The sequence below is a fragment of the Hespellia stercorisuis DSM 15480 genome (assembly GCF_900142165.1).
GTDB classification, from domain to species: Bacteria; Bacillota; Clostridia; order Lachnospirales; family Lachnospiraceae; genus Hespellia; species Hespellia stercorisuis.
In genome coordinates this window covers 19,666-35,415 of sequence record NZ_FQZY01000009.1, presented here as the reverse complement: position 1 = coordinate 35,415, position 15,750 = coordinate 19,666, and the positions used below count along the sequence as shown (strand labels likewise).

Below are 15,750 nucleotides of genomic sequence, written 5' to 3'. Positions count from 1 at the left end.
GCTCTGAACCGTTATCATTATTTATTCCGCATCCAGCCGATACAGACTTCTCGCATTCTGCTCTGTCTGTTCCACCACTACATCATAACCGATATTCTTGATACGGGCAATCTCTTCCGCTACATATTTTATATTCAGTGAAGAATTTCTCTTCCCCCTGTTTGGAACCGGGGCAAGATACGGGCAGTCCGTCTCCAGAACGATCCGCTCCAGCGGAATTTCCGCAACTACCTCTTTCAGCTTTTTCGCATTCTTAAATGTAACGACTCCTCCGACTCCGATGTGGAACCCCATCTTCACATACTCCCGCGCCATCTCCACCGAGTATGAGTAGCAGTGGATCGTCCCGCCAAGCCCCATGCCATGTTTTTTCATAGTTTCCATTGTGTCCGCAGCCGCCTCTCTGCTGTGGATCACGACTGGAAGATTCAGCTCCCCTGCAAGCTCAAGCTGACGGACAAACCACTGCTTTTGCAGGTCATGGTGTTCCTTATCCCAATAATAATCCAAGCCGATTTCACCGACCGCCACAATCTTTTCACGCCCGCACTGTTCTCTCAGCCACGAGAAGCTCTCCTCATTCAGTTCACCCACCTGATCCGGGTGAATCCCCAGAGAACCATATACAAACGGATACTGCTCCGTGAGACGGATCGTACTCCTGCAGGACTCCAGCGATGCACCGGAATTAATGATAATTCCAACATCATTCTTCTTCATGGAATCCATCAGAGTCTCCCTGTCTGTATCAAATTGTTCATCGTCATAGTGCGCGTGTGTGTCGATTATCATTGATCTGTTCCTCCTGGTATCTAAGTATTAGGCCGGGTCTAAGTCCCGCTATGTTGGTAATCTTCTATGTTGGTAAAACTGCCGCGATCCAATGTTCAGGCCGCGATCCACTCTTTCTTACTATAACACAATATCGTCCAACTTATCAAATGTTGTGAGATCATATGCCTCCACCGCATTTCCCTCGATGATATAGAGCGTATCATCTACATAGACGCCCCGGATACTGCCGGATGTATTGCTGATCTCCCGGTCCAGCTTACAGGTAAAACCGGCCTGCCTGTCATATGCATACACCAGATAATGCGCACCGTTTCCATAGGCTGAAAATCCAATCAGATTCCGTTCTGCGTCAATCAGAACTGCCTTGTAATCGTAAAACACATCCGATGAATACATATTCTCCAGCACAGACTTCTGTTCCTCGCTGACATTCGCTGCATCCTCGATGTTGAACATGGAGATCTTCACTCCATTTGTCGTGGTTCCGGTCTCATCCACATCCATTCCGATTCCCAGAAGCAGATTCTCACCATAAGGGTGAAGATATTCCGAGAATCCCGGTATCTTCAGTTCTCCGATAATCTCTGGATTACCGGGGTCTGACAGATCCACCGAAAAGAGGGGATCCATCTGCTTATAAGTCACAAAATATCCCGTATCTCCCATAAATCTTGCAGAATACACGGTTTCTCCCTCTGCGATGTTATCGAGTCTGCTCAGCTGCCCCAGCTTCTTGTCTAAAACATAAAGCGCGTTCGTTTCTTTGCTGTTTTCTTCCTCCACGGCACTGTCCGATGCAGAATCTCCAAACAGAACAATCGTCTCATCATTCCGCGTCGGTGTGATCGTTGTCACAAGGCGCAGATTTCCCTCGTATTCATCCAGACTGAATGAATCGTTCAGCACACCGTCCACCTTCGTCTGGCCCACAGCCGTCAGATGTCCATCCTTAAAGCCAATCTTACGGATCGCCGTCTGATCATAATCCTGACTCGAATCATACAGACTCTCGCACATGTAGATATTCTCCGAACTCACATAACAGAGTCCGCCCCGTGAAAAAATCCCCTTGCTGTCCAGAACCTCATCCGGTCTGCTCTGGTCAAATGTGGACACAACCATATACTGGCTCCCCACATCGTACGGAGGCAGAAGGATGTTATCGCTCAAGATGGACTCCCCCTGAATCTTTGGCACATACGCGTCGATATCATCCTTTGCGCCTCCTCTTGCATAAAATTCACTGAACAGATAGATATAGTCGCCCACCGCGCGCATGGTATAATAGCTGCCGCTCTGTGTAATGGCACCAATCTCCTTCGGTTTTGCCGGATTGCCGACATCATAAGTCTTCACGGTAGTATACTCCTGATAGGAACTGCCATAATCAAGATCCTTCCCATCTGTAGTTTTCGTCTCTGAATAGAACGTAAACAGCTTTCCATCCTGAAGATAAATATTGGAAATCTGCACGTTCTCTCCCGCAGTAATCTGCGCCGTATCCTTCATGTCCTGCTGCTGAATATCCACGATCCGTACCTTTCCACCAGTCAGAACGTACAGATATTTCCCATCCGTTTTCACAATGTCGCCTTCCCCGACGCCATCTTCCCGCACATTCGTCTCAGAATAATCCGCTCCGGAAATCATCTCCGATGACTGCACCGCTCCACTGGAAGACTGCCCCGCTTCTGTCGTGGCCGCGGAAGAGTCTGCTGTCGCTGCGGTGGCATTCTCCGCATACATGGCTGCTTTTCCATTCGCGCTGTTATCGTTCTGCTTCTGAAGATACTCATATATCTTATCATAACCCGAAGCAGTCTCGATCTGTGATGCGTCACCATCCGCAGTCGTTTCCCCTTCTGCGTCCGCTGAAGACGTGCTCTCCTCCGCTGACTTTCCTGCCCTGCCAGAAGCCACCTGGTTCTGACCATCCGTGTTCTTATTCCCCAGACCGCCGACCGCCGCAACGCCTGCCACAAGGCACACACACGCCGCAGCTGCCGCATAAGCATACACATTCTTCCATTTCTTCGTCCTCTTCGGCTCGAGAATCAGTTCGATATTCTCCGGCTTCAAAGACTCCGGAACCGGGACGTCCTCCGCCTGGATATTCTCCTGAAGTTCTTTGATCGCATCAATTCCCTGATCTTCATTGTGTAATTCTTCATTCTGATTCATATACTCACCTCCACTATGCCAGAAACTGCCTCATTTTTTCCAGTGCACGGCTCCGCTTAGAGCGCACCGTATTGTCATTCAGATTCATCATCTGCCCGACCTCCCGGCTGTTATAACCGCCCAGTACCGTCATTGAGATGATCAGCTTCTCCTCCTCCCCAAGCTTCGAAAAAGCCATATGTACATCATGATTCCCCGCCAGATCCGGCTCCTGCCCTATCTCCGGCATGTCACCCGCATCCCCGGACTCCCGATCACGCGCCTCCTGATACCCACGGATTTTCTTCCGGCACTTATTCGCCACGATCGTAAACATCCAACTGCGGAAACTCTCCGTCTTCTTCAGTTTCCCGATATTCTCAAACGCCGCAATCACCGCTTCACTCACCACATCCTCCGCATCCTGCGGACCGCACAGCGTATAGAAAGCAAAACGGTACAGATCAATATAAATCTTCTCATACAATTTTGCAAAAGCTTTCCGATCCCCACGCTTCGCCCGCTTCACAAGCACCTGCTCCGAACTACTCTCATAGTCAAACATCGGCATTCCTCCTTCCCCTCACGTTTTATCCTCTTTTATTATTAGAGTCCAAAATCACTCCAGGTGTTGCATTTATTTTTACTTTTTCAAACTTTTTCGTCCGCAGCGCACGCCTGGCCGTCTCCTGACGCTCTGTGCTCCTGAACCTGGAGGACTGCTTAAAGGCGGTAAAACAAAGTTCTTTTTATAGCGAGAGAAGTGATGATGCGTATCCACACCACCACTCCTCTCTATAAACATTACTTTTTAATCACACCAGTGCCACATCTATCCGCGATAGTAATTAATCAGACATCCTTTGAGAATGATCTCTCTCTCCGCATCCGTCAGGTCGCCGAGCTTCAGATCCATCTCTTTTAATCCGTCTTCCTTCACAACGTACGCTTTGATCACGTCCGCCTTCTCTTCCACGGCTTTTCTTACTTCTGGAACAAACACGAAATCTCCGTTTTTGAAGGACAGCGCCTTGTCATCCTCGTCTGTGATGAACGGCAGCATCCCCCAGTTGATCAGATTTGACCGGTAACGCTTCGTCGCATACTCATTGGCGATGTTCGCCCATCCGCCGAGTACTTTCTGGCAGGACGCTGCCTGCTCACGCGCAGAGCCGTCTCCCGGCTTCACTGCAAAAATTGCACTTCCGACTCCCAGATTTCCTTCTCCGACCTCCGGATAAACCTCATTGATCTTGCTCATAATCGGTTTTAATTCTTCCACAGCATCCATCGGACATGTTCCTGCCTCGATGGCCTTCTGTGCCTTCTGGATTGCCTTTGCCTTTCCGACATAAGACGGATCCTTGCGGGACAGCGCAAATTCAGCCAGTCCCAACGGATTGGAACGATAAGAAGAAGTCTCTCCGGAAGGAATCAGCTCGTCTGTCGTCGTAACCGGATCATGAATCTCGGAAACCACTTTGACAATCAGGTTCTCCGGCAATGCGGACATCGCCGGCCAGTCCTTGATGTTTGGTCCGAATTTTACTTCCACGCCCGGATCTGCCACACCATGACTGTCAAATACACGATTTTCATAAATGCTCTTGTCAAAATGATACTTCGGTCCCTTGTACTGCACATCCAGATCCGCTGCGGAGGTCAAGAATCCCTTGTTTGCCGCCGTCGCTGCGATGGAACGTGCATCCATCAGTGCAACCGATGAAATCTGGCCATTCTGCAGCTTCGAGCCCTCGCGGTTCGGGAAGTTTCTGGTCGAATGGCGAATGCTGAACGCATTGTTGGCAGGTGTATCTCCGGCGCCAAAGCACGGTCCGCAGAACGCAGTCTTCACGATCGTACCTGCTGCCATCAGATCCGCAACTGCACCATTTTTCACCAACTCCATATAGATCGGTGTGCTGGCCGGATATACGCTGAATGTAAATTCATCCGATCCGATATTTTTGCCGCGGATAATGTCCGCCGCCGCGCAGATATTCTCAAATCCACCACCGGCACATCCGGCGATAATCCCCTGCTCCACATATAATTTTCCATTTACGATCTTGTCCTGCAGAGAGTAATCCACCTGTCCGTCCAGGCTGACCAGAGCTTTCTGCTCCACGTCATGCAGCACATCCTTCAGGTTCGCATTCACCTCGTCGATGGTATAGACGTTGCTCGGGTGGAACGGCATCGCGATCATCGGTTTGATCTCGCTCAAATTTACATAAACCATGCCATCGTAATAGGTCACCGCGCCAGGATTCAGTTCCTTGTACTCCTCGACTCTTCCGTGAATGTCGTAGAACTCTTTGATCTTCTCGTCTGTCTTCCATATAGAAGAGAGGCAGGTAGTCTCTGTCGTCATAACATCGACTCCGATACGGAAGTCAGCGGAAAGCTTCTCCACACCAGGTCCCACAAATTCCATTACCTTATTGTTCACATAACCGCATCCGAAAGTCGCCCCGATGATTGCCAGCGCCACGTCCTGTGGGCCCACACCGACTGCCGGTTCCCCGTCCAGATAGATTCCGATCACGCCCGGCATCTTGATGTCATAGGTCTTATTCAGCAGCTGTTTTACAAGCTCCGGTCCGCCCTCGCCCATCGCCATCGTACCGAGTGCACCGTAACGGGTATGGCTGTCAGATCCAAGAATCATCCTGCCGCCGCCCGCCAGCATCTCACGGGCAAACTGATGGATCACCGCCTGATGAGGCGGCACATAAATTCCGCCATATTTTTTCGCACAGGTAAGACCAAACATGTGGTCATCCTCATTGATCGTTCCGCCGACCGCACACAATGAATTGTGGCAGTTTGTCAAAACGTAAGGAATCGGAAATCGCTCCAGTCCGGAAGCTCTCGCCGTCTGGATGATTCCGACAAAAGTGATATCGTGGGACGTCATCTTATCGAACTTGATCTGTAATCTATCCATATTGCCCGAGGTGTTATGTGCCGCCAGAATATTGTAGGCCATCGAATTTTTCGCCGCCTCTTCCCTCGCTGTACCTACACCCTTTGCAGCCAGCTGCTGTACGCCGTCCGCTGTATCTTCAATTATCTCGGTGCCGTTCAACAGATACACACCATTATCATATAATTTAACCATCATATTCCTCCTTCTTATCTTATAAGTAATTATTATATCTTTTCCGCTTTGATAATGCAATGGGGAAAAGTGTATCCGAACAATTCCAGAGAAAAAGACACTGGAACTTTCAGGTTTGCCGGGGCAGCACAACGCCTGTCCCACCGCCCGTTCCGGTGTCTTCTCTGACTAACTCTATTCTCTGTTTCAGATATTCTTTTCACTTCCACTGCCTACAGTTTATCAAACTAAAGTGCGTTTGTAAAGCAGGAGTATTTCCACAGACAATCAGGCTAAAAACTCTTCAAGAATCTGACGGATCGCATCTTCTTTCAGTGCCGGCTGCTCATCCGCATGAACGCGCCCTGCTTCGTGCACGGCCAGCTTCGGCTCCCCCTCGATGCTGATGGGAAGAGGTTCCTTGTTTTCCTGCGCCGGTATTGCCTCCGGGCTGATGACACTTATCTTTTCCTTCTCGCTCTTTTTGATTTTCTGGAAACGATGGGCACATACATTTTCCAGATAATCCATCATGTAGACCTTGATGGTCTCCAGCTTGTACTTCTCATCCGTCATCTGACACAGCACAAACAGCGCCATCATCTCCACCAGCGTCATGGCACCCATCTGGTAAACGCTCTCACCGAACCCGCCTATGTAATAAAATCTGGCAAATGTACCGATCGCTCCAAGAATCCCACAGAAAACGATCGTCTGCCGCTCCAGCTGTCTCAGCGTGTGCAGGCGCAGGCCTGCTGCCCGGTATTCGGAAATATACTTCTCCACGAAGCTCTCCGTGTTCTCCACCCTGTCGTAAACCATACAGGCGTGCTCGTACTTCGCTCTCACCAGCTTAATCAGGCGATGCGTGCTCTTTGCCATGTTGGCGGATGCCTTGACCAGACGCCGCAGCGTAATGTGGAGAATAAACTTCGTTAATACCCCCACCACTCCGGTCAGCACCATCAGGTAAATCATCAAATTCGACTCTGCTAAAAATTGTACCATTAAAAAAGGACCTCCTTCATCTGCTATAAATTTACATACAGTATATCGCAGATGAGGTCGGTCCGGTTCGATTATCGTTCTCCAAAAAACGACTCCCGGGCAGCCGCGGCTCCCGGAAAATGTCGAGATACCTTAAGAAATTCTCGGAATCAGGCTCACGAGAAGCCGCATAGAATGGTCGATTGCGCGACGTGCGAACTCCGGATAATCCATGTGTGAGCTGTTGTCGGCTTTGTCCGAAATGGCACGAATGATGACATACGAAACATCGTTCACATAGGCCGTATGTGCAATTGCCGCCCCTTCCATCTCGGCGCAGTATCCGCCGAACAGCCGCACGAGCTGCTCCTTCTTCTCTTGGGATGAGATGAACTGATCCCCACTGACCACACGTCCCACAAACGTTCCGATATCCGGATTCACTTCCTCATTCACCACCCGCGTCAGCTCCACCAGTGCCTCATCCGCCGGGAATGCAAATGTATCCATCCGCGGGACCTGTCCCACCGGATCCCCAAACACTGAGGTATCCATGTCATGATGCACCGCGTCCGAAGAAATCACCATGTCTCCAATGTTGATCTCCGCATTCAGCGAGCCCGCCACGCCGGTGTTGATCAGTGTGTCTACCCCAAACTTGTCAATCAGAATCTGCGCGCAGATTGCCGCATTCACCTTGCCGATGCCGCTCTGCACGATCACAACCTCACGCTCGCAGAGCATGCCGCGAAAAAACGTCATAGATGCCTGCTCCACCGTGTCGTGCACGATCATCATCTTTTTTAAATCTGCTACTTCTTCTTCCATTGCTCCGATAATTCCTATCATTTGTTTTTGCTCCTTCTAGTCCTGTTGCTTTTGTTGTGTCTTATAGTTTTATGCCTTTTATTTTTACGCCTTTTATTTTTACGCTCTTTTTGTCTTTACGCTCTTTTTGTCTTTATACTCTTTTTGTTCTTATACTCTTTTTTCTCTTACATGCTCAAGTATAGCACGAATCCTGCTGCATTTCTACCACCCGCATGAGAAGGGACTGCATAAATTTCACCTCTGGATCTGCCGCAGTGCCGTTCGATTCCGCTCTGCTTCATCTCACTTACGGGCTTTCACCCTATCAGCAGGCAGCGACAAGTATTTACCTGCTGGCACTGCTGTTTGCTGTCGCGTACATTAAATCATGAATTGAAGTACAAATTCATGATCGTCATTCGCCAAATGCACGCGCTTGGCTCTCTTACGCTCACGAAATCATGCCGAACAGATCGTTGAGGGACTCGCTCATCGTCGGGTGCGTGTAGATGGAATCCCGCAGCACCTGATATGGAATGTTTTGATCCATTGCCAGCTTAATTAAGTTAATCAGTTCATACGACTCTACTGCAAATAAGTGTGCACCCAGAATCCGGTCCGTATCCTGTTCAACAATCACTTTCATCATTCCCTCTGGTTTCTGCAGCACCTGTGCTTTGGGAATTGCCATAACCGGAAGCTTTGCAGTCTTGATTGCACATCCCTTATCCAAAGCCTGTTTTTCTGTCAGTCCCACTCTGGAAAGCGGTGGATCAAGAAACACGGTATAAGGCACTTCTCCCCTGTTTTTCGTGCTTCTGCTTCCATCACCAAGAAGCTGTGATTTCACGATACGACTGTCATCCAGCGAAATATAAGTAAACTGAAGTCCTCCCGTCACATCTCCCATTGCCCATATATGCGGCATAGAAGTCTGCAGATATTCATTGACCGAGACTGCTCCACGCTCTGTCACCTCTACTCCTGCATTTGCAAGATTCAGACTCTTTATATTAGGTCTTCTCCCCGTCGCGACAAGAACGGCCTCCGCTCTGAGCGTTGTTTCACCCTGCTTATTCCTGATGCTCACGATTGCGCTGCCGCCCTCATCTGCAATGGACTGCACCTGCGTTTCAAATAAAATATCAATTCCCCTGTCTGTCAGATTCTGATACACCACCTGTGCAATTTCTTCATCCTCTCTCGGAATAAAACGATTTCCATCCTGAATAATCGTCACTTTAGAACCAAAATTGGTATAATACGATGCGAACTCCAGACCAATATATCCACCTCCGATAATCACAAGCTCTTTCGGAAGTTCTTCCAATTCCATCATGGTTTCACTCGTGTAGACATGTTCGCTCGCTTTGATTCCCTCTATCTCCGGGATGAATGGCGCCGCCCCCGTATTGATATAAATATGTTCTCCGTACAGAACAAATGATTCCTGCTGATTCGTGACCTGAATCTGATGTGAATCCAAAAATGCCGCCTTTCCCAGAATGACGTCTACGCCCTGGGAAATGCCCTTTTGATAATTCTTTTCCCGCAGTCTTGCGGTAAGCTCTCTTTTGTCCTGTATTGCTTTTTTATAACGAGCCGATTTTTCTTCCTGGCTGCCGCCAGATTGTTTTGAAATGCGTGCCTGATTTTCCAGAAATTTTGTCGGAATGCAGGCTACATTGATGCAGGTTCCTCCAAACATTTTTTCTGATTTTTCTATGATTGCAACATTCTCGCCTCTTGACGCAAGTGCCCCGGCCAGAGTCTTGCTGCCTTTTCCAAAACCTATCATAATGTGATCGTATTTTTTCATATCATTTCCCTCCAAAAATCTGATTATCAATATCCTGAATCGTAATAGTTTCTAACTTCTTCTTACACTGTTTATCTAGTTCCTGATAAATATCTTCCATAATCTCAGACATCCCGGAGGCCACCAGGCACTCCATATCCATGTCCCCGCTATACCATGATGCCTCCACGAACCGCACTTCAAGCGCCTCTGCTACCTTAGCCAGCGAAACCTCCTTCGCCTCTTTGCTAAAACGATACCCTCCGTCAACACCTGACTTCGTCTCGACCAAACCTGACTTTTTCAGCTTCGCCATGACTTTTCTTACCCGCGCAGCATTCGTACAGATATTCCCAGCCAGTTCCTCGCTCGATAAATTGCAGTTTTTATGATTCAAGTATACCAGCGCATGAACACCGATATTATATATGCCGTCCATTTTGTTCCTCTCCTTTCTGTAATTTTTTCTGTTACAGTTTGTATCTGTAACAATATCAGATACAGTTTGATTTGTCAAGCAAAAACAATATATTTTCCTTGAAACAATAGAATGCGGATATACTTCTACATATGATAGATATAAAGCTGCTGCCGAAACAGTGGATAATTAAACACAGATATGGGAATTGTAAAAAATGTAATTATAAAAGACAGTACGAGATTAGATACTTTAGAAAAATCATTTGCCCAACATAACAGTCTGTTGGCTTTTTGAAAATATATTCTGTAAAATCTGTTCTGTTGTACAGAATTTTCTGTACAACAGAGGAAACGGACACTCGCAATCCTCTTCGCTGCTTGTCCGCGAACGGCTGCAATTTTTGACAGAAGGAGGAAATAACCATGCAGTATCATCCACAAGGCGTCTGTTCTAAGCTAATAAATTTCGAGCTGGACGGCGACACGATCAAATCCGTGGAGTTTGTTGGCGGCTGTGCCGGTAACGCTCAGGGTGTTGCCCGTCTCATCGAAGGCATGAACGTGGACGAAGCCATCGCGAAAATCGACGGCATCCAGTGCGGATTCAAAGGAACATCCTGTCCTGATCAGTTAGCGCAGGCATTAAAAAAAGCAACCGGCAAATAAACCGGTTGTTTTTTTATATAGGCTTCTTTTTGCTTTTAATTTACTGGTTACTCTTATTATTATCCCCGAGGGCCTCTGCAAACTGCTGTAACCGCAGCGACTTTTTGCTCTTGCGAGCGGTTTGTGGTCGTTTCTCTCGTGCAGGTGTCCTTTAATCTAATTTCTTAGTTAATAGTTTCCATGCGTGCGCTGCGGGTGTGTGTTTACAGCAGCCTGCACAGGCCCCCGGGAATGATGAAATGTTTTATTTGTTATGGAATCATGATTCCGTCTGTTACGGAGTCTCCAAAGTCACCTTCTACCCCGTTCATTTTAGTGTAATGCATCGCATGTACTCGATAATAGTATCCACGTTCTACAACTATACTTTTGGATGTACTTACAAAATACGTGTTTGTTTTCTCTGTATCCCAATAATCTATTTGATGCCATGCATTATCTTTTTCATTATACTGTTCTACCGACATAGTAACTGAAATATAATCAACAGTTGAATTGGCTGTTGTTGATCCATACACGTAAACTCGCCCTCTACCAGCTTTACTAATGGAGCAATCTCCTGTTGACAAAAACTCTCCTCTTGTCAGTGCATTTCTGCTACTACCATAGGATTCTTCTTGTTCTGTCAGATACGAACCATCCACATAGTCTGTGTCCGCTGCTATGACCTTACTCCCACTTACAAAGGTAATGCCTCCCAAAATCGCAACTGCACACAATAATGAAATAATTCTTTTCATTTTATTCCTCCTCTTTTGTATTCCCTATACTAAGTAAACAATCTTAGAAAGAAAAACTTTCGTTTTTTTTATAAATATTTTAATTCTTTTAAAATATTTATAAATTCGCTTTTCTCCATAATACCTATAAGCTGATATTTTATCCCTTTATATTCAAATTTTGCCACATATCGTTTTTGTTCTTTATTTGGAATTTTATACTCTTCCACATCAATTGTTGCATACTCACTTTCTTCAATAAAGGTATTTATTAATTTATCGTCTTTTTTTTGACTCAATGAAGAATCCCTCTGATTTGCATAAATACTATATGTAACAACAGAACCTTTATATACATATAATATTTTTGCCTGTTTTGAATATTCATCTATTTCATAATTATCAACTATCATATCCTTCGGTTTTTTAATTAATTGCACAGGACTGAATCCTAACTTTCTTTTAATTTCCTTATAAATATCTAATACATTTTCATCTTCTATTTCCTTACTATCCATATCCTCCACATTCGTCACTTCAACCTTCTGGCTCCCAATCATCCGCTCCCACAACGCCTTCAAATAAGACTTGCTCCCCAGACTCGTCATCCCAAACGCAAACACAAGAACCATCACCGCGACCAGCGCAATCGATACTTTCCGCCGCCGCGGCATCTTCCGCACCTTTTTCCGCGCATTTTTCTTCTCCAGCATTTCCCGGCCGATCCGCAGTGCCTCTTTATCCTCATCCGAAAGAACATCTTCTATATTAGAATCCCGCTCCCGCGCTTTCTTTTTCTGTTCATATGCCTGAATCTTCGCCAAAAGCGCAGCATCCATCTCGGGTGTTGCCTCAATCCTCTCCTTTTTTTCATCGGAGAAAACTTCTTTTTCAATCTGCTCAGCCTCCCGATGCATCTCTTCTTCCATTGATCTTCTTTCGTACTTTTTCATGTCTGCACCTCTTGTTTTTGCGCTTATTATCTTGACATTTTCCTAAATCAGTTTAATATGAAACATATGTATTGAGTACACTTGTGGAGGTTTTATATGAAAAAAATCATACTTACCGGCGGCGGTACTGCCGGCCATGTCACCCCTAACATCGCACTGATTCCCCGTTTGAAAGAACTTGGTTATGAAATCGAATACATCGGTTCTTACAAAGGAATTGAGAAGGAACTGATTGAGCCATTTGGCATTCCTTATCATGGTATTTCTTCCGGAAAGCTCCGTCGGTATTTCAGCGTTCAGAATTTCACCGATCCTTTCCGTGTTTTAAAGGGCTTCAGCGAAGCCAACAAACTCATCAGGAAGTTAAAACCTGACGTTATATTTTCAAAAGGAGGCTTCGTCTCCGTTCCCGTCGTGATTGCCGGGAAGCGGAACAAAGTTCCCACGATCATTCATGAATCTGATATGACACCGGGGCTTGCCAACAAACTTGCCATGCCCTCTGCATCAAAGGTATGCTGTAACTTTCCTGAGACGATCGAGCACCTTCCTGCCGAGAAGGCTGTTCTCACCGGTTCCCCGATTCGCCAGGAGCTCCTGACAGGTGATACAAAGGCCGCCAGCAAATTCTGCGGGTTCACGGAAGACAAACCAGTCATCCTTGTCATCGGTGGAAGTCTTGGCTCTGTCGTTGTCAACAACGCCGTCCGCCTTGCGCTGCCCGAGCTTCTTGAAAAATTTCACGTTGTTCATCTCTGCGGCAAAGGCAAACTGGACGAGTCTCTAAATGGCCTCAAGGGCTATGTACAGTTCGAGTATGTCAAAGCTGAGCTTCGCAACATCTTCGCCCTCGCGGACATCGTCATCTCCAGGGCCGGAGCCAACGCCATCTGCGAGCTGCTTGCATTACATAAGCCGAATCTCCTGATTCCGCTTTCCGCAAACGCCAGTCGCGGTGATCAGATCCTCAATGCCCGCTCCTTTGAGCGTCAGGGCTTCAGCATGGTCATCGAGGAGGAAGAACTCACAAAAGAGTCTCTCCTGGAAAATGTATTCAGGCTCTACGACAACCGCAATACCTTTATTGAAGCTATGAATGGCTCCAGCCAGCAGAACTCGATCGACACGATCATCGCTCTGATCGAAGAAGCGGCGTCCAAATAACGTTGCCGTGTGCAACACATCAGAAAAACAGGTGTCGAAAAGACACCTGTTTTTCTATTCCCGACGCGTCTCTTCGTATTCGATGCTATAATTCTTTTGTATCCATGACCTCGCTCTGTGAAGCATGCTCTGCAGGCTTTCCAGACTGATCTCCATTTCTTCAGCAACCTTTGCCTGCGGAACTTTCGCCAGGTAAACCAGCGACATCGCCTCATACCAGCGCTCGTTTTTATTGAGCATATTTACAAATATCTCCGTGTGAAGATTCTCGCGCGCAAGTTCTGTTTCCTTCTCCTGCACGATGATCTCCACATCCGGATACATCAGGCTCTTTTCCGCAATCGTTTCATCCAGCTCTACAACTTCTCTGGAATACTTTTTCTGATAATTCAGTGCAAAGTGCTTTGCTGTTGTATACAGCCATGACTTGATGTTATTGTGTTCCATCTTGTCATAGAAGATAAACAGCTGAAGAAATGTGTTTTGGGCAATATCATTTGCCAGGTCGCGGTCATGCAAATAGTCGAATGCTACATTCAGGACGAGATTTCTGTACTTATAATATAACTCGTCAAACTCTTGATTTCCAGTCAACGCTTTTCTCCGGGTTCAGTTTTATAGTTTTTTATAGTGTTTCTATCGCTGCTCTTTGCAGCCGGTGCTGCAAAATGTTACTCCACTTTAGAGGCTTTCTCCAGAATCTCGTCTCGATCCTCGTCAGACAGCTCACTCATATGCCAGCCAAGCCCGACGTTGTCTCCCTCATAGCGCGGAATCAGATGCATGTGAAAATGGAATACCGTCTGTCCTGCGGTCTCTCCGTTGTTCTGCACCACATTGTAGCCATCACACCCGAGAGCCCTGGTCATTTTTTTGATCATTTTTTTCGCGAGGATCATTGCCTTTCCCGCCACTTCATCATCCAGTTCATACAGATTGGCATAATGCTCCTTCGGGATAATAAGAGCATGGCCTTTTGACGCCGGATTGGCATCCAGAATCACGCGAAACTCCTCATCCTCATATAATGTCGCCGTGGGGATATCCCCCCCTGCAAGCTTACAAAAAATACAATTCTCATCTTTCATAACAGTACCTTCTTTCCTGCTTCTACTCATTTACGTGCTCTCATTTTACATTATTTTCCAGTTACGGGCAATAGGTAACCGCCTCCGCCTCCGGCAAACGTAACAAATTGTTGCTATTTTACCTTTGATTCGTTGTATACACTCTGCCTGATTCCTCTGCCGTCCCATAAAATCCTTTGTCTAAATCCATCATATGTGATACTATATTTGTAAGATTATAGGACTGCAAATATATACGATAAAATCACGCATAATAAATAATATCATCAAAATAGATTGCGAGGAATGTGTTATGGCTGACATAACGTTAAAGAACCTGGGAAAGATCTACCCCAACGGATTTGTATCCGTAAAGGATGTGTCACTTAAAATCAAGGACAAGGAGCTGGTCACCTTTTATGGCCCTCACGGCTGCGGGAAATCTACGATTCTCCGTATGATCGGTGGATTAGAGTCCATTACTTCCGGTGAGATCTGGCTGGATGACGAGCTGCTGAGCAATATTCCCCCCCGAGACCGTCCGCTGGCCATGGCCTTTCAGAATTATAAGCTGTACAAAGAACTGAATGTTCACGAGAACATTGCTCTGGGATTGAAGCTGCGCAAACTGCCGCGCCCCGAGATTGAATTTCGGGTAAAGAAGGCTGCCGTCTTCCTCGGTATTTCCGAATTGATGAGCAAGAAGGTGCGTAAGCTCTCCGAGATCGACCGTCAGAGAGTCGCACTCGGTCGTGCACTGGTCTGCCACCCAAAGGTATTTCTGATCGACGAGGACTTCTCCCGCCAGAATGAGATGCTGCGCGTACAGATGCTCTCAGATCTGAGGCGGATGCACGAGGAACTGGATATGACGATCCTTTATGTCACCAACAACTATGAAGAAGCTGTGAAGTACGGTACCACCATCGTTCTCATGAAGGACGGTGAGATCACAGATATCCGCGATAAGGCAAATCTGACCGACTATCAGAAGATCAGCCCTGTCGACGCAGACGGAAACATTTAGCCGCATCAGGCAAGTCTCGGAGTCAATTACGAATATTTTCTTTAACTGCCGGGCAGAACCTCAAAAACTGCAGCCGCAGAC

General features: G+C 46.9%; 15 protein-coding genes. 3 read left to right on the top strand and 12 right to left on the bottom strand.

What is annotated here, in order from left to right:
• Nucleotides 1-21: 21 nt before the first annotated feature.
• The 8 genes from BUB85_RS03100 to BUB85_RS03065 all read right to left on the bottom strand — a co-directional run bounded on the left by BUB85_RS03100 (nt 22) and on the right by BUB85_RS03065 (nt 10,092).
• Complete coding sequence (locus BUB85_RS03100; RefSeq protein WP_073104886.1) at nt 22-792, bottom strand: TatD family hydrolase; 771 nt, start codon at nt 790-792, stop codon at nt 22-24.
• Between the two features lie 120 nt (nt 793-912).
• Nucleotides 913-2,976 carry a beta-propeller domain-containing protein gene (locus tag BUB85_RS03095; RefSeq protein WP_073104883.1) on the bottom strand — a complete coding sequence of 688 codons (2,064 nt, stop codon included), beginning with the start codon at nt 2,974-2,976 and terminating at the stop codon, nt 913-915.
• 13 nt (nt 2,977-2,989) lie between these two features.
• On the bottom strand, nt 2,990-3,520 hold the full coding sequence (locus BUB85_RS03090; protein WP_073104880.1) for an RNA polymerase sigma factor: 531 nt from the start codon (nt 3,518-3,520) through the stop codon (nt 2,990-2,992).
• A gap of 267 nt (nt 3,521-3,787) precedes the next feature.
• The gene (locus tag BUB85_RS03085; protein WP_073104877.1) at nt 3,788-6,079 is read right to left on the bottom strand and encodes a hydratase; all 2,292 of its coding nucleotides are present in this window, start codon (nt 6,077-6,079) and stop codon (nt 3,788-3,790) included.
• Between the two features lie 267 nt (nt 6,080-6,346).
• A complete protein-coding gene (locus BUB85_RS03080; protein ID WP_073104874.1) occupies nt 6,347-7,066 on the bottom strand; it encodes a hypothetical protein in 720 nt (239 codons plus the stop codon).
• 132 nt (nt 7,067-7,198) lie between these two features.
• Entirely contained in the window at nt 7,199-7,894 is a 696-nt protein-coding gene (locus tag BUB85_RS03075; protein WP_073104871.1) for a 5'-methylthioadenosine/adenosylhomocysteine nucleosidase, read from the bottom strand.
• A gap of 412 nt (nt 7,895-8,306) precedes the next feature.
• Nucleotides 8,307-9,674 (bottom strand): FAD-dependent oxidoreductase, encoded by a 1,368-nt coding sequence (locus BUB85_RS03070; protein ID WP_073104868.1) that lies wholly within the window; start codon nt 9,672-9,674, stop codon nt 8,307-8,309.
• A 1-nt stretch (nt 9,675) separates the two neighbouring features.
• A complete protein-coding gene (locus BUB85_RS03065; RefSeq protein ID WP_073104865.1) occupies nt 9,676-10,092 on the bottom strand; it encodes an RrF2 family transcriptional regulator in 417 nt (138 codons plus the stop codon).
• A 404-nt stretch (nt 10,093-10,496) separates the two neighbouring features.
• On the opposite strand from BUB85_RS03065, the gene BUB85_RS03055 reads away from it, so the two are divergent.
• Nucleotides 10,497-10,739, top strand: a complete 243-nt coding sequence (locus BUB85_RS03055; RefSeq protein ID WP_073104859.1) for a TIGR03905 family TSCPD domain-containing protein — start codon at nt 10,497-10,499, stop codon at nt 10,737-10,739.
• Between the two features lie 251 nt (nt 10,740-10,990).
• Here the strand turns inward: BUB85_RS03055 and BUB85_RS03050 are convergent, their stop codons facing one another.
• Nucleotides 10,991-11,479: a DUF6147 family protein gene (locus BUB85_RS03050; RefSeq protein ID WP_073104856.1), complete on the bottom strand. Its 489-nt coding sequence runs from the start codon at nt 11,477-11,479 to the stop codon at nt 10,991-10,993.
• A gap of 68 nt (nt 11,480-11,547) precedes the next feature.
• Nucleotides 11,548-12,411 (bottom strand): DUF4367 domain-containing protein, encoded by an 864-nt coding sequence (locus tag BUB85_RS03045; RefSeq protein ID WP_073104853.1) that lies wholly within the window; start codon nt 12,409-12,411, stop codon nt 11,548-11,550.
• Nucleotides 12,412-12,507: 96 nt separating this feature from the next.
• On the opposite strand from BUB85_RS03045, the gene BUB85_RS03040 reads away from it, so the two are divergent.
• Nucleotides 12,508-13,575 carry an undecaprenyldiphospho-muramoylpentapeptide beta-N-acetylglucosaminyltransferase gene (locus tag BUB85_RS03040; RefSeq protein ID WP_073104850.1) on the top strand — a complete coding sequence of 356 codons (1,068 nt, stop codon included), beginning with the start codon at nt 12,508-12,510 and terminating at the stop codon, nt 13,573-13,575.
• Nucleotides 13,576-13,629: 54 nt separating this feature from the next.
• Here BUB85_RS03040 and BUB85_RS03035 read toward each other — a convergent pair whose 3' ends face one another.
• Together BUB85_RS03035 and BUB85_RS03030 are read right to left on the bottom strand one after the other, a co-directional pair.
• Nucleotides 13,630-14,169 (bottom strand): RNA polymerase sigma factor, encoded by a 540-nt coding sequence (locus BUB85_RS03035; RefSeq protein ID WP_073104848.1) that lies wholly within the window; start codon nt 14,167-14,169, stop codon nt 13,630-13,632.
• Nucleotides 14,170-14,246: 77 nt separating this feature from the next.
• Nucleotides 14,247-14,663, bottom strand: coding sequence for an HIT family protein (locus BUB85_RS03030; protein ID WP_073104845.1), 417 nt, complete (start codon nt 14,661-14,663; stop codon nt 14,247-14,249).
• Nucleotides 14,664-14,955: 292 nt separating this feature from the next.
• Between BUB85_RS03030 and BUB85_RS03025 the strand changes: the two genes are divergently transcribed.
• On the top strand, nt 14,956-15,669 hold the full coding sequence (locus BUB85_RS03025) for an ABC transporter ATP-binding protein (RefSeq protein WP_073104842.1): 714 nt from the start codon (nt 14,956-14,958) through the stop codon (nt 15,667-15,669).
• The last annotated feature ends 81 nt before the right edge of the window (nt 15,670-15,750 follow it).

Excerpts from the sequence above, each read along its gene's own strand:
- BUB85_RS03070 (WP_073104868.1), bottom strand. The coding sequence starts at position 9,674 with ATGAAAAAATACGATCACATTATGATAGGTTTTGGAAAAGGCAGCAAG.
- BUB85_RS03090 (WP_073104880.1), bottom strand. The coding sequence starts at position 3,520 with ATGTTTGACTATGAGAGTAGTTCGGAGCAGGTGCTTGTGAAGCGGGCG.
- BUB85_RS03050 (WP_073104856.1), bottom strand. The coding sequence starts at position 11,479 with ATGAAAAGAATTATTTCATTATTGTGTGCAGTTGCGATTTTGGGAGGC.
- BUB85_RS03080 (WP_073104874.1), bottom strand. The coding sequence starts at position 7,066 with ATGGTACAATTTTTAGCAGAGTCGAATTTGATGATTTACCTGATGGTG.
- BUB85_RS03085 (WP_073104877.1), bottom strand. The coding sequence starts at position 6,079 with ATGGTTAAATTATATGATAATGGTGTGTATCTGTTGAACGGCACCGAG.
- BUB85_RS03075 (WP_073104871.1), bottom strand. The coding sequence starts at position 7,894 with ATGATAGGAATTATCGGAGCAATGGAAGAAGAAGTAGCAGATTTAAAA.
- BUB85_RS03100 (WP_073104886.1), bottom strand. The coding sequence starts at position 792 with ATGATAATCGACACACACGCGCACTATGACGATGAACAATTTGATACA.
- BUB85_RS03045 (WP_073104853.1), bottom strand. The coding sequence starts at position 12,411 with ATGAAAAAGTACGAAAGAAGATCAATGGAAGAAGAGATGCATCGGGAG.
- BUB85_RS03030 (WP_073104845.1), bottom strand. The coding sequence starts at position 14,663 with ATGAAAGATGAGAATTGTATTTTTTGTAAGCTTGCAGGGGGGGATATC.
- BUB85_RS03065 (WP_073104865.1), bottom strand. The coding sequence starts at position 10,092 with ATGGACGGCATATATAATATCGGTGTTCATGCGCTGGTATACTTGAAT.
- BUB85_RS03095 (WP_073104883.1), bottom strand. The coding sequence starts at position 2,976 with ATGAATCAGAATGAAGAATTACACAATGAAGATCAGGGAATTGATGCG.
- BUB85_RS03025 (WP_073104842.1), top strand. The coding sequence starts at position 14,956 with ATGGCTGACATAACGTTAAAGAACCTGGGAAAGATCTACCCCAACGGA.
- BUB85_RS03040 (WP_073104850.1), top strand. The coding sequence starts at position 12,508 with ATGAAAAAAATCATACTTACCGGCGGCGGTACTGCCGGCCATGTCACC.
- BUB85_RS03055 (WP_073104859.1), top strand. The coding sequence starts at position 10,497 with ATGCAGTATCATCCACAAGGCGTCTGTTCTAAGCTAATAAATTTCGAG.